Origin of the sequence: Enterobacter cloacae complex sp. CDL013, assembly GCF_049238805.1 — a bacterium.
Taxonomy (GTDB): Bacteria; Pseudomonadota; Gammaproteobacteria; order Enterobacterales; family Enterobacteriaceae; genus Enterobacter; species Enterobacter hormaechei_C.
On sequence record NZ_JBMKGT010000001.1, the window covers coordinates 279,191 to 293,458 of the forward strand.

Annotated in this window: 9 protein-coding genes; 2 read left to right on the forward strand and 7 right to left on the reverse strand. The window is 56.5% G+C overall.

The features are described from left to right. Positions 1 to 2: 2 nt before the first annotated feature. Together fucR and yghU are read right to left on the reverse strand one after the other, a co-directional pair. Positions 3 to 752 carry an L-fucose operon activator gene (fucR, locus tag ACOTXD_RS01345; RefSeq protein WP_023314843.1) on the reverse strand — a complete coding sequence of 250 codons (750 nt, stop codon included), beginning with the start codon at positions 750 to 752 and terminating at the stop codon, positions 3 to 5. 76 nt (positions 753 to 828) lie between these two features. Continuing rightward, positions 829 to 1,695: a glutathione-dependent disulfide-bond oxidoreductase gene (gene yghU, locus ACOTXD_RS01350; RefSeq protein WP_003862465.1), complete on the reverse strand. Its 867-nt coding sequence runs from the start codon at positions 1,693 to 1,695 to the stop codon at positions 829 to 831. A gap of 183 nt (positions 1,696 to 1,878) precedes the next feature. Here yghU and gss point away from each other — a divergent pair, with 183 nt between their 5' ends. Then, positions 1,879 to 3,741 carry a bifunctional glutathionylspermidine amidase/synthase gene (gss, locus tag ACOTXD_RS01355; RefSeq protein ID WP_047053898.1) on the forward strand — a complete coding sequence of 621 codons (1,863 nt, stop codon included), beginning with the start codon at positions 1,879 to 1,881 and terminating at the stop codon, positions 3,739 to 3,741. A gap of 52 nt (positions 3,742 to 3,793) precedes the next feature. Here gss and pgaD read toward each other — a convergent pair whose 3' ends face one another. From pgaD to pgaA, 4 genes are read right to left on the reverse strand one after another with little or no spacing between them, the layout of a single operon-like run. After that, the gene (gene pgaD / locus ACOTXD_RS01360) at positions 3,794 to 4,228 is read right to left on the reverse strand and encodes a poly-beta-1,6-N-acetyl-D-glucosamine biosynthesis protein PgaD (RefSeq protein ID WP_023323741.1); all 435 of its coding nucleotides are present in this window, start codon (positions 4,226 to 4,228) and stop codon (positions 3,794 to 3,796) included. After that, a complete protein-coding gene (gene pgaC, locus ACOTXD_RS01365; protein WP_003862462.1) occupies positions 4,225 to 5,556 on the reverse strand; it encodes a poly-beta-1,6-N-acetyl-D-glucosamine synthase in 1,332 nt (443 codons plus the stop codon). Before pgaC ends, pgaD begins: the two co-directional genes overlap by 4 nt. Beyond that, a complete protein-coding gene (gene pgaB / locus ACOTXD_RS01370) occupies positions 5,549 to 7,486 on the reverse strand; it encodes a poly-beta-1,6-N-acetyl-D-glucosamine N-deacetylase PgaB (RefSeq protein ID WP_058658630.1) in 1,938 nt (645 codons plus the stop codon). Before pgaB ends, pgaC begins: the two co-directional genes overlap by 8 nt. A gap of 8 nt (positions 7,487 to 7,494) precedes the next feature. After that, complete coding sequence (pgaA, locus tag ACOTXD_RS01375) at positions 7,495 to 9,933, reverse strand: poly-beta-1,6 N-acetyl-D-glucosamine export porin PgaA (protein WP_421766358.1); 2,439 nt, start codon at positions 9,931 to 9,933, stop codon at positions 7,495 to 7,497. A 668-nt stretch (positions 9,934 to 10,601) separates the two neighbouring features. Here pgaA and ACOTXD_RS01380 point away from each other — a divergent pair. Next, positions 10,602 to 11,129, forward strand: coding sequence for a helix-turn-helix transcriptional regulator (locus tag ACOTXD_RS01380; RefSeq protein WP_003862459.1), 528 nt, complete (start codon positions 10,602 to 10,604; stop codon positions 11,127 to 11,129). Positions 11,130 to 11,190: 61 nt separating this feature from the next. Here ACOTXD_RS01380 and ACOTXD_RS01385 read toward each other — a convergent pair whose 3' ends face one another. Next, the gene (locus ACOTXD_RS01385) at positions 11,191 to 14,268 is read right to left on the reverse strand and encodes an autotransporter outer membrane beta-barrel domain-containing protein (RefSeq protein WP_045342438.1); all 3,078 of its coding nucleotides are present in this window, start codon (positions 14,266 to 14,268) and stop codon (positions 11,191 to 11,193) included.

Here is a 14,268-nt window from a genome sequence, read left to right on the forward strand (position 1 = left end):
CCTCATCGTGTCAGGCCGTCTCTGGCGGCCTGACGTTTATCGCTCTGAATAATCTGTGTTACCTGCGACAGCTGACCAATTTTCACTTCGCTTGCCCGCATAAATTTACTTTTGTCGATCAGTAGCAGCGACTGGCTGGCGCGGTTTAACAGCAGCGCCTTAAAGCCCGCGTTGTGCTCGGACGGATCCCAGAGAACGCCATGCTCATCGACCCCTTCACACGAGAAGATAAACAGATCGATCTCCAGCCCTTTTAGCTGCGTCACCAGCGCCGGATTAACATAGCAGCGATACTTACGCTCAAGCGTTCCGCCGGAGCAGATAAGCGTGATCCGCTCGCGCTTTGCCATCTCGTGGCAGACAGGCAGGCTGTTGGTAAATACGGTGAGGTCGATGTCCGGCAACTGGCGCGCCAGATGAAAGCAGGTTGAGCTGGCGTCGAGGGCGATGGTCATCCCTTCGCTGATCCAGCCCAGCGCGTGGCGGGCAATATCGGCTTTGTCGGCATAATGGCTTTTCAGGCGTGCGCCAAAGGGTTCACCGCTGTCGCGGCTGTCCGGGTGAATCAGACGCGCGCGCCCGTGCTGGCGCAGAAGCTTCCCCTGCTGCTGCAACGACTTCAGATCCCGGCGGATCGTCTCTTTGCTGACGGAGAGCTTTTCAGCCAGCACCTCGGTAGTCAGCCAGTCGCTTTGACTCAGCAGGGTGATAAGGCTCTGCTGTCGGGTCGCTTTTAGCGTCTGGTCTGACATACGAGGCTCCTTGCGCACGCGTGCTGACGCATTTTTCTCATCGCGGAAGAAGGGCGGCGAACCGCCCGGTCATGGATCAACCCTGACGTTTATCTTCCGTCTGGGTATCGAAGTCGCTTGCTGAATGACGCTCATGCAACTGCTCGTTCAGCTCGCCGTTGGTACGGTTAACAATGCGCCCGCGTTTCACGGCCGGACGATTCGCCACATCTTTTGCCCAGCGCTGCACGTTGGTGTACTTCCCGGCATCCAGGAACTCGGCGGCGTTATAGACGCTGCCCAGCGCCACGCAGCCAAACCATGGCCAGACTGCCATATCCGCAATGGTATATTCCTCACCCGCTACGTAACGACCGCGCGCCAGCTGTTTGTCCAGCACGTCGAACAGGCGTTTAGCTTCCATGGTGAAGCGATCGATAGCGTACTCAATCTTCACTGGCGCGTAGTTATAGAAGTGGCCAAAACCGCCGCCGAGGAACGGGGCCGCGCCCTGTAACCAGAACAGCCAGTTCAGGGTTTCCGTTCGTCCTGCCGGATCTTTTGGCAGGAAGTGACCAAATTTCTCGGCCAGATAGAGCAGGATATTGCCGGATTCAAAGACGCGCGTCGGCGGGGTGGTGGAGTGGTCACGCAGGGCCGGGATCTTCGAGTTCGGGTTCACGTCGACAAAACCGCTGGAGAACTGATCGCCCTCGCCAATGCGGATCAACCATGCGTCGTATTCCGCGCCCGTCACGCCCAGCGCCAGCAGCTCTTCCAGCATGATGGTAACTTTCTGTCCATTCGGCGTACCGAGAGAGTACAGCTGGAGCGGGTGCGCGCCCACAGGTAGCTCTTTCTCGTGCGTCGCGCCCGAGACGGGACGGTTGATATTGGCGAACGCGCCGCCGTTATTCTGTTTCCATTCCCACACTTTCGGTGGCTGATAGGTGTTATCTGACATGTTGGCCTGCCTCTTTGGTGTTGTGTTGAGGCAGTGTAGCAGGAGATGCAGGAACCGTTTAACGATGCGAGCGTAATGGGCAGGGCGGGTGTATGATAACGCCACCTCTGTCAGTTAATTACAACGTGCAGACGACGACAACCCCACAAAAAAATTGCCGCCTGCCTGTTTTAGGTTGGACACATGCGTAAAGGAACGTTAAGCAGTGACGCCCCCTTCGGGACGTTATTAGGTTATGCGCCGGGTGGCGTGGCGATTTACTCTTCAAATTACGGCAGTCTCGATCCGCGTCACTACCCGGAAGATGCGGAATTCCGCAGCTATATCGGCAACGAGTACATGGGCCATAAATGGCAGTGCGTTGAGTTTGCGCGCCGTTTCCTGTTTCTCAATCACGGGTTTGTCTTTACCGACGTCGGGATGGCGTGGGAGATCTTCTCCCTGCGTTTTTTGCGCCAGGTGGTAAACGACAATATTCTGCCGCTACAGGCCTTTGCCAATGGCTCAAAACGCGCGCCGCAGGCCGGTGCGCTGCTCATCTGGCAAAAGGGCGGTGAGTTTCATGAGACCGGCCACGTCGCCGTCATTACCCAGCTGCTGGATGACAGAGTACGCATTGCCGAGCAGAACGTTATTCACTCCCCGCTGCCGATGGGGCAGCAGTGGACGCGCGAGCTGCGTCTGAGCGTGGAGGACGGTTGCTATACGCTTCATGACACGTTCAACGATACCGAGATCCTCGGCTGGATGATCCAGACGGAGGAGACGGAACACAGTATTCCTCAGCCGGAGATCGACGGTGAACTGCTGAAAATCAGCGGCGCGCGGTTGAAGAACAACCGCCAGTTCGACGGGAAATGGCTCAATGAAGACGACGCCCTGCAACAGGCGTACGTTCGCGCCAACGGCCACGTTATCAACAACGATCCCTGCCAGTATTTCACCATTACCGAAAGCGCCGAGCAGGAGCTGATCAAAGCCACCAACGAACTGCACCTGATGTACCTTCATGCCACCGACAAGGTGCTGAAAGACGACAGCTTACTCGCGCTTTTCGACATCCCAAAAATCCTCTGGCCGCGTCTGCGCCTCTCCTGGCAGTGGCGTCGTCACCATATGATCACCGGTCGTATGGATTTCTGCATGGATGAGCGCGGCATTAAGGTTTACGAGTACAACGCGGATTCCGCCTCCTGCCATACCGAGGGCGGGCTGATTCTTGAAGAGTGGGTGAAAAACGGCTATCGCGGCACCGGCCACAATCCGGCGGAAGGCTTGCTGGAGGAGCTGACCGGCGCATGGAAGCACAGCCACGCGCGGCCGTTCGTCCATATCATGCAGGACAACGATATTGAAGAGGATTACCACGCGCTCTTTATTCAGCGCTCGCTGATCCAGGCCGGGTTTGAAACCAAAATCCTGCATGGACTGGGCGCGCTGAGCTGGGATGCCGCCGGGCAACTGATTGATGATGAAGGCCGTCACGTTAACTGCGTATGGAAAACCTGGGCCTGGGAAACGGCGATTGAGCAGATCCGCGAGGTGAGCGAAACCGAGTACGCCGCCGTGCCTATCCGCACCGGTCACCCGCAAGGTGAAGTGCGCCTGATTGACGTCCTGCTGCGCCCGGAAGTGCTGGTCTTTGAACCGCTGTGGACGGTGATCCCAGGTAACAAGGCGATCCTGCCGGTGCTGTGGCAGCTCTTCCCGAACCACCGTTACCTGCTGGATACCGATTTTGAGGTCAACGATCTGCTCAAACGGACCGGTTATGCCGTTAAACCGATCGCCGGACGCTGCGGGAGCAATATCGATCTGATCGGCGCCCAGGACGAACTGCTGGACCAGTCCAGCGGCAAGTTTGTTGACCGCAAGAATATCTACCAGCAGCTATGGTGCCTGCCGAAGGTTGACGGCAGATACATTCAGGTCTGCACCTTTACCGTGGGCGGGAATTATGGCGGAACCTGCCTGCGTGGGGATAACTCGCTGGTGGTGAAGAAAGAGAGCGATATTGAACCGCTGATTGTGGTGAAGGATAACTAATTCATACCCGCGACAAAAAAGCCCCCGCCGGATAACCTGCGGGGGCTTTTTCTTACTCTTCTTTCTCGTCCTGCTGCTCGCTGATCTTCAAATCAATGATCCGGCCAATCTGGTCATGGTAAACCGTCAGCAGGTTGTACTGGCTCATCTCGGACATAATTTGCGGCGTGACGTTAAAACTTTGGGCAAGCTCGTCATGGCGCAACATTTCCGGATGACGCCGCCTCACATGCGCGCGGCGGCGATTGTACTGATACCACAGGATCAGCAGCCAGCCGTTGAACGCGGCAATCAGCAGATAAACCAGCACTGTATTAAACGAGGCGATAATTACGTTCCAGCGGTGATCGCCCTCCTCGGTTAACTGCATCCACAGCCTGGCGTACAGGAAAAACAGGAATCCTCCCCAGGCTATCAGCGTTAATGCAGCATCGAAAAGACGCGGTGCCAGCCGATGTTCAGTCAAAATTAACGTACTCTCGTTCATTGAATGCTCCCTTTACCCCGGTCCGGACTGATCCAGCGCGCGCGGGCGCGTTTACGTTTAAGCATGACTTTCGGAAATGCCACGAGGGTGGTAAACAGGCCAATCATCCAGTACACCATCGGGAACCAGATTACCCAGAACAGCGAGCCTGCCACATTCCGCTCGTAGCGCCGCTCGATATACAAACTGACGAGGAATTGCAGCAGGCACATTACGCCCAGCAGCAGCCCGGTAAACGCCGGGGGAAACAGGCTCGCAACGGCCAGGTTCGCGGGAAGAGGGATAATATGGCTGAGAATGAACAACACCACGGTCGCCCCATAGGCAAATGCCCACAGCGTTGATAGGGCGTACTCGAGAAACAGGGGCCACATGCGATGATGCTCCCAGCGGGCCATCTTGCGCAGGTTAACCAGAAACACCTCTGCCCCCCCCTGCGCCCAGCGCAGACGCTGCTTCCACAGTCCCTTTAGCGTCTCCGGCATCAGGATCCAGCACAGTGCCCGTGGCTCGAAAAAGATATCCCAGTGGCGAAGCTGAAGCTTCCAGCTTATGTCGATATCCTCTGTGATCATATCCGGGCTCCAGTACCCGACATCCGCCAGCGCCTGTCGGCGAAAGGCGGCGATGACGCCGGAGACGGTAAAGACCCGGCCATAGATCCGCTGCGTTCGCTTGATGAGGCCAATAATGGAAGAAAACTCGCCCACCTGAATACGACCAATCAGCGTTGAGCGCGTGCGAATACGCGGATTTCCGGTGACGGCCCCAACGTGGGGATACTGAATCAGCGGTGCCACCAGATACGCCGCGGTGTCGCGGTCGAGCAGGGCGTCGCCGTCAATGCAGACCAACAGATCGCCCCGGGCCGCCGCAGCGCCGGCCTTGAGCGCCACGGCTTTCCCCTGGTTCTCCGCGAGATTAATCACCCGCAGGCGCGGCTGCTCCCGCGCCAGCTGTTGCAGTACCTCCGCCGTGTTATCAGAAGAACCGTCGTTGATGGCGATAACTTCTACATTCCAGTACCGCTGATCCAGCGCGGCACTAATGGTCTCCCGTGCGTTGCGTTCCTCATTGAAGCAGGGAATAAGAATCGAGATTAACGGCTCACCGGCTAAGGCGGGGGCGGGTGTTGCGTTATCCCACGACCAGTGCCGTTCAAGCTGAAACCAGAAATAGAGGCCGCCGGTTACCCAGAGCACGGACATAAACAGCGGCCAGAAAAAGACAAAGTCCAGAATCAGTTCGCCAGTAAACAGCGCGGCTACGCCTAACGGCAACCCGAATACCAGACACAAAATAGAGAAGGCGATAATGCGATCAGTCATTGTCAGGATACCAGTACGAAGAAAATTCAGGTCTGATACGCGAAATATCAGGTTGGTTGTTGAGGAAGTCGTCGGGGTAATAACCGTAATTTTTGATGCCGTTCAGCTGGAGCACCCGCATCCACTCCACCAGACGTTCATCGGCTACGGCACGCTGCGGTTTCTGCGCCCAGTCCCTGGCCTGTAGCTCAAAAATCGTTTTATTCAGCGCGCCGGGGCGTGCGGCGACGGCTTTGACTAAACGCGTCAGCCAGGCATTGCTCTCTTCTGCCGGGACGGACTCCATCAGCGGCATTGCCATCGGCACCGTCCAGTCGTAGGCCGCCAGAAAATCATCCAGATTTTGCGCAAACCATGCCTCGCTTTCCGGCTCGAGAATGGGTAACGCGAACATGTTCCGCGCGGTTTTGATCTGCGGGCCACGGATGTTTTTCACCGCCTGGCTCAGGGTGCGGGTAAAGCCGATAAGCCGCTGGCTCTTCTGCCGGGTCGTATCCTGTCCGGCATCGTCAACGTCCGTCAGCACTGCGTCGTCATGGAACAAGATCCCGTTGAAGCTGGCATAGCGGGCCAGATCTTCATAGATCTCCGTCACCTGCTGGCGAACCTGCGGACTCCAGGGGGAGAGCCGGATATAGGGCTCGGCGGCCACGGTCAACTCTCCCGTTTGACGCTCCCGGCGCTGCACGCGCGGCAAGGCTGGACTGAGATCGAAAGAGAGAACCGGCATCCACGCGAAGACTTTCACTCCCGCGCGGGTTTGTAGCTGCCAGGCGACAAAATTAAAGAGATCGGCACGCACCGGAAGACGACGGTTGGGGAAATAGAGCGCGCTGATCCTGCCGTCGCCCCGCGGATCCGAAAACGCCTGGAGAAACACATGGCTGATTTGCATGTCGTAGACCCGCTGGACGAGTTTGTTGATGTTTTTCGTCTGCTGGGCCGGATCGGGATCGTAGACGTAATCAAGATCAACATGCATGACGCGCACCGGTTCAAACTCCTGAACGCGGCTAACCGTGTTGGCAAAGGTTTTTATCGACGGATTTCCGGCAATCAGCAGGCGCGGGATGTTGCCGAGGTCGCGCACGTTTGCCAGCCCGTCCTCCAGGGTAAAGGCCAGCTGATAGCCCTGTTTCTGGGCGATAGCGAGCGATGTACCGTTAGCAGCCCCATAGGGCCACACCCAGGCACGCGGCGCTTTTCCCGTCACCTGGGTGATTTTATCGGTGACTTTCCGTACGTCTGCGGCGATCCGCTGATTGAAGTGTTCATCGGTTTCGTAATGCCCCGTCGCGTTATCAAAAAAACGGTTAGCGATGGCGGGTTCACGGCTTCCCTGCGGGTTGGCCGGAATGCCGTAATGCGAGGCCCAGGTATGCGAGCCAATCTCAATCAGCGGGGACTGGCTGAGCTCGCGAACCATATCCCAGGTGGCAAAGCGATCGCGGGGCGTCATCAGACCGCCGAAGTTAACTTTTTGATTTGCCGGCGTATCCACCCAGCTGCCCACCGGTGCCCACAGCGCAGGAACGTTCCAGGCCTGAAGCAGGGGCCAGACCCGGGTGTAAAAACTGCTATAACCGTCGTCGAAGCTGAGCAAAACGGCTTTCGGCGGCAGCGCTTTTTTTCCTTCATGCGCATCCAGAATGTCCTGCACGCTAACGGCGTGATAGCCGTTGTGCAAAAGCCAGCTTATCTGCTCGTTTAACGCGCTGGTGCGAACGGAGAGGTAGCGCTGATCGGCGGCATCATCTTCGACGTCGTGGTAGGCCAGGACCAAAAACTGATTCTCCGGCCAGGGTTTGCTGGCCTCCAGCTGCGGCCTCTCTTCAGGGGCCATAAAGGAGAGCGGCTGCGCGCAGAGGCTCGCGCTGAGGCAGAGCCAGCCGATGACGATCAGGCTTACAGAAAAACGTGTGTTCAGCATATTCATCCTTAAAAGCGTAAAGTCGCATCTAACGTGACGGAGAGATTGCTCTCGCGTTTGCCGTCGTAAGGGCGCTTATCCCAGTTCAGCATCACGCCAGTATCGACAACGTTGTTCCACTGGATGCGTTGCCCGTAACCCAGCAGGGTAACGGCGCCAGGTGACTGATTTTTCTGCCAGTAGCTGCCCCCGCCTGCCACGAACTGCTGGCTCCAGAGAGTGTCGTAGTGGCGGTACATCTCATGGTCAACGGACAGGGCAGCCGTCACGGACAGATCCCGTGCCGGGTTGTAATAGAGCGTATTCCGCAGGCTGTTTTTACTGGCGGCGATCCCCGGTTCGAGCTCCAGCGTCAGGGTCGGGGTCTGCCAGAGACGCTCTTTCCCAGAGAGGGTGTATTCCTGACGGCGGTTGTGGTCTGAGAAGCGGCTGATTGCGGCGTTGAACTGGTATTCACGTCGCTCGTTTTGATACCAGCGCACCCCACCTTCACCCCGGTTGGCGCTAATCCCATTGCGTAATGCCCGTAAGGGTGTGGCGCGTGACAAGCGCTCGAGGTTACCACTGACCTGCCAGTTATCACTCAGGCTGTAAGTTGTTGAGAGCCGTGCGCCCGGCCTGTTTTTGCCGTGATAGCGGTTGCCGGAGAGCTCGGCTTCGAGCGTGAGGTCACGGGGGCGCCACTCAACGCCGCCCAACAGGTGGCGGCTGATGCCTTTACCTTCGTCGAAATTCCCCTGGGCATAGCGGGTGCCGGCAAACAGCCGCCAGTTATCCGCCACGGGCGGGCCATAGAGCGTGGCGTCCCAGTTCATGTCGTGGCTTCCGCTGACGGGGTTATCTGAGTGCAATCCTTTACCCGCCTTCAGACGCAGCTCAGACATATGGTGGACCATTCTGAGTCTGTCCAGGCGACGGGCGCTGCGATCGGCGGGGGCGCGAGCAATTACGTTATCAGCCAGTGAATCCATCTGGCGCCACTCCTGAAGGTCCATTGCGACGTAAGCCTGCTGTTTTTCAAGCTCCAGATTCGTGGGTTCGAGCGTCTCTGCTCGTTTAAGCTTTTGCTCGGCCGCACGCGGCAGGCCTCTGGCCTGAAGCAGGGCGGCATAATCAATCTGTAATCCCTGATTTCCCGGCGCCGTTGACGCCAGACGATACGACAGCTTTTCGGCCTCCGGCAGGGCGTTGGTTGCCAGCAAATAGTTAAATTTGAGTGACTGCCCGGTAAGCCACCGATCGTTTGGCTGGGCGGTGGGGGACCCGAAATCGTAGCGGGTCCAGGGAACGCTGCGGGTCTCGCGCTCAACGTAGCGGCGGGCGGCCTGATATTGCCCCGTATCCAGCCAGGCGTAGAAAAGCGCATGCTCCTCATCCTGCGGATCGGAGGCGTAGTGTGGATAGCGTTGCACAAGCGAGAAGGCGGCAACGGTGTTTTTCTCCTGCAAATATGCAGAGATCACCCAGCCGATGGCCCAGTCCGGCACCGGATGCTGTGCGGCCGTCAGCGACTCATATTCGCTAATGACCTGCTGGTAATTACCCTGCGCATACAGGGCGCCAAGCCGAACGATACGGGCAAGGATGACGTCTTCAGCCGCCTGCGGGTCGTTTTGCCAGCGGGAAAGCAGGGCGTGATAGCGATCTAATGCGTTTTGTGCCAGCCGCAGGCGCTCTTTCTCCGTTCTGCCAGGCACATCCGCCAGGCGTACCCGTTCAGCCGCGGCGTTACGCTCAAGGCGGCGGCGCTCCGCAGGAGAGAGCGCCGCGTTTTGTGACAGCCAGAGTGCGGGCGTGCTTACCCGGTTATCCGTTAGCGCATCGATCGTCTCGCGAAGAAGGGCCTCATTCCCTGGCGCGGCGCTCAGCGCGCGCATGTCAGCCAGCAGCCGATCCCTGTTTTTTCCCTGGCGCATCCAGACATAGGAGAGCGTCTCAAGGTGCGCGGGAGAAGGATTGTCTTTAACCAGCTGCCGGGCTTCCGAAAGCGCGAGGCGATCTTTGCGGGCATCGGCCAGAGTCTTCACATAGCCGATGCGGTAATCGTCGTTATCCGGCGCAAGGCTGAGCGCCTCTTTCCACAGCGATAAGGCGGATGGCCAGGCTTTTTGGTTTCTTCTGGACTGGGCGACGGCAGCGATGGCGCGAGCGGGAAGCGGCATATAAATACCATAACGCTGCCAGACCCGGATAACTTCGTCATCGCGTCCTGCCCAGGAGGCTACCTGTAACCAGTCCGCAACCTGTCCGGGTGTTAAAGCATGTTGTTGCTCATAGCGCTGTAGGTAATCAAGAAACAGAGCGTAATTACCGTTACGTGCCTGTTGTATCTGATGCTCATAAACGGATTCATCAGCCTGAACCAGAACAGGAAAGAGTAAAAGCAGGAACAATAATATTGTGGTGCGATAAAAGAATAACGTAGTGAAGCTAAGCGATCTTTCCATATCTATTTGCCATTTGTTTATTGTGAATCCATTGCATAACACGGCCGCCTTTTAACTCTGCGTTAAAGGGCATAAAGGAGAACATTAAATCTGAATGATGCTACGTTATGGGGTACTTACTTAAAGGTAATTATGAGCCCTCATCTCAGTGGTCTGATTGGGCTTAATGTACACCCGATGTGTTGGGGGATAAATAAGTTGAAAAGCGGCTGGGAGGTTTTGAGATAATTCTGGGAGAAGTAAGTTTTTTAGATAATTTAGTGCAGGGTTGATGTTTTTAATTAATTGATATTAAATGATTTTTCTTTCTCTGCTTCCTGTTTTGTTATATTCAAAATGAAGTTCTTCTGAGTTAATTAAAGTACTTTCTGGTGCATGTTTGGGAAGTTTCATGACAAAAATTCTTAATGTTCAGAGAAGTGACTTTTCTGAAATTCTTTTTTATTTATAATTAACGCCAGGCATTGAGTGATAGTCTGCAAAAAGTCTAGCTCACCAATGTCATATTGAGGGATGATCAAAGCCAGAAAACATTTGCCGTTAATGTAAAACGCTATAAACGAAAGCGTTCTTGTTTCTTAAGAGGCGGGCTTGCTTTAATCTAAAAGGGATGGTTAGTGGCGACTTCAATAGTGTTAGTGACTCAGGATTGTTTCCTTGTCAGGGGGATGCGGCTATTTTTCCCGGATATAATTTGCCTCAGTTCGATAGACAGAAACATATTTGATACCGACGCAAATGAATATACTGTACTGATTGATAGCCGTACGCCGCTCCGTTTATATGATTACCTGATACGCCATCCGGCCAGAACGAGAAAAACGATCTGCTGCGTTATGCTGGATATGCGTCCTCGAGAGGAGGATCTTCTCAGTATGAAGCTGTTTATGAACACGTCGCTTACGGCTCCGGATATGGCGTCGTTATTCAATCTGGTGCTTGATATGAAAGGCAGGCGTCTGACCACCAAATGGCTGCTTAACTTACGGCTGAGTCGACACGAAGCGATAATGATCCGGTTGCTGAAGGCAGGGAGGTCAATGGAAGAGATTGCAGATAAGCTGAATATGTCGGTTAAAAGCCTCTATCGCAAGCGAACGGTGCTGTCAGAGCGGTTAGGGGCAGGGAATTTCAACGAGGCGTGTTTGTTTATCTTTAAAAACAAACTGCTGGACGCGGTTGGGAACGATCCCTAGCTTCGTCAGAAGCCAAAAGCAGAAACCCGCCACAAGGGCGGGTTCTTTTAATGGAAATAATTCAGAACGACCAGCGCAGATTGGCGTTAACCGAGTTGACGCGGGTATCCGCACCATATTGTCCCTGGTAACCCACATCCAGCGTCGCAGCACGCGACAGCTGTACGCTCACGCCGATATCACCGACCATCACATCCTCATCCACGGCCTGTCCCTGAGTAATGAACGCGTCGCTGCCCGCAAACGCCATGCGCGAAGAGGTATTCTTATCGCCATAGGCGTGCTGCCAGCCCAACGAACCGTAGAGGTTAACGTGCTTCGGCAGCTCGGTCACACCGCGCAACCCGAGTGTCGTGTAGAAGGTGTTCATCGTTTCGTTACGGACGCTCAGCGCAGCGGCACCGCCGTCTTCCCTGAAGCTGTCGGTATGCAGCCGGATGTACGATAAATTGACGAACGGCTCAATATTCCTGTCTGGCTGGCCGAAACGGTAGCCCGCTTCGGTGAACGCCAGCAGGGAGTTGGCGTCGTAATCTGACTTCAGCCGATCCGAGAAACCGCTGAAATCAACATTGCGCTCGCCTTCAATCTTGTGCCAGGTGTACCCCAGCGCGCCGCGAAGGGAGAACGCATCCTGTTGACCCGCCGCATACAGGCCAAGGTGATAGTTGTCGGTATCCGTTGAGGAGCGACGGCTGTCGACGTCGTAATCACCCCGGCTGTAGCCGAAGTAGCCGCCGACACGCACGTTATGGTCCGCCAGCTTGCGATCTGCCCCCAGCAGGAAGCCGGTGGTGTTGCCGTCCAGCTTGCCCACGTTACCGTCGCCGCTGTTTCGGCTCCAGGAGCTGAAGGTCTGGCCCCAGACGCCATTGTTTTGCGGCTCCGGCTGCTGCACCAGCGACATGGCTAACGGTGGTATCGGCAGGCTGTCGTTATCAAACGCGCGCTGCATGCGCTGGTTTAACACGTTAAACACCTGCGTGCTGCCAGCGATCAGGTTGGACTGCATTGACGGATAAACTTCACCAGAAAGCTGGTTGAACGCCTCGCGCGCTTCCGGTGCGCTCAGCAGAAGCAGCGAGTTATACAGCGCCAGAGACGGGCCGCTTTGCGTCAGCGTGGAGAGCGCGCCAGCGGTATTCCACTGGTTGCTGCTTTGGGCCACGGTCTGGAAAATGCCCGGCTTGCCGCTGCCCGGGTTTTCACCTCCGGGGTTTTCACCGCCAGGATTCTCACCGCCAGGATTTTCGCCTCCGGGGTTTTCTCCACCAGGATTCTCACCGCCAGGGTTTTCGCCTCCGGGGTTTTCACCACCAGGATTCTCACCGCCAGGGTTTTCGCCTCCGGGATTTTCTCCTCCAGGATTCTCGCCACCGGTCTCTTTCTGCGCGATGGTCAGATCGACGGCGTTGGTGCTTTGCTTAAGCGCCACGTCGAGGAAGGCGGATTTGGAGATCGCGCCGGCGAACTCACCGTCAATTCCCCCGTCGGAGGTCAAAATGCGGTAGCTTTGGCCCGTTTTATAGCTGGTTTGCGGATCCAGCGCGGTGACCTGTACCTTAGCCTGATTGCTGATGGTGGTTTTGCCCGATACCAGTAGCTGGTCGCTGCGGCCATCTCCTGCGATATCGACGTCATAGAAGGATTCGCCGATAAAGTTCAGATAGCGTTTCAGCGTCAACGTACCGATAGTGCCGTCGCCGGGCGAGATATGTCCGCCGGACAGGATCTCGGTCTGGCCCAGCGTCCCGTTGCCGCCCAGCGTGCCGCCGGACTTGATTGACGCGGCGCTGCTGTAACCCACCCCGTTGCTGACGTCTGAACCCGCCGTCGCATTGAGGATCAGCGTGCCGCCGTTCTCCGCGCTAAGCGTCTGGACGTCAAAAATATCGTCTTCTGGTTGGGTATTAATATTGCTGGCAATAATGACTTTACCGCCCCGCGCGGTGACGTTCGCCTTGAGTGCGGAAAGATCGCCGTTCAGCGTCGTCTGCCCGGAGGTGTTGATCACATCACCTTCACCGCTCATCGTGTTGCTGAAGATGTAATTTCCGTCGGTATGGTTGAAGTAGACATAGCTGCCGAACAGTCCGCCACGCAGGCTTATTGCCGTCTTCGCATCGAGGGTACCTGCGCCGCCCGCCGTGCCAAGCGTTGGCTCAGTTAAACCCGTGCCGGTGTCCATATTGCCGCGGCTGCCGATGATGAGCGCACCCCGGTTCGAGCCGGAACCCGATGTCCCCACGATCAGCGCATTGCTGCCAGCGGAAAATGAACCGCCGTCAATCACAGACAGCACGCCATTGCCGTAATCGCCCACGCTCACGCTGCTGCCGCTGGTAAAGCGCGAGTCCTCGCCCGCAATAACCAGCTCGGCGGTTTTCCCTGCCCCGGAGACGCCTGCCACCTGCACGCCGCCAACGTTAACCGTTCCGCCGTTCAGCACGTCCAGGTCGCCATAAAGCGTCAACGTACGGCCAACGTTCCACTGTGAGCCGCTACCTGTGACGGTGGCTTTCGGGCTCAGCGTGTCGGTTTCACCCGGTCCGGTACCGTTGCCGATGCGTGCATCGTAAGCGGTATTGAGCGCAGCGCCGTCTTCAATCGCAAGCGTGGAGCGTGCGCCCAGATCGGTGCCTACGCTGAGAAAATTACTGGTCACACGAGAGCCAGCACCCGTGGCGATAAGGTGGCTGTCGTAGCCGCGGGTGGTGCCGACAACAATCTCCTTTGCACTCGCCAGCGCGCCCTCTTCGACTCGCAGGGTGCCGAGGCCAAGATTCAGGTCGCCGCGCAGGACGTACCGATCGTTCACCGCGTTAAGCTCAGCGTCTGGCCCACGGACCGTGACCACGCTTTCATAAATTTTGCCGTCGAACAGCCGACCGATATTGATGTTATAGGCGGTGATTTTGCCATTATCGATCAACAGATTTCCGCGTTGATTACGTCCAACATACACATCACCGGTGTAACCCAGCGTTTCGGTAATACGCGAGTCGCCATCAAAAAAGGCATCGGCTGCACGCGCGATATCGGCAGGTAAAAACAGTAACAGCGGCGCGGAAAATAGAGCGAGGTAAAGTCTGGAAAGCGGTGTCTTAACCGCTAAAGAATGCGATGTAGAGTTATTCAC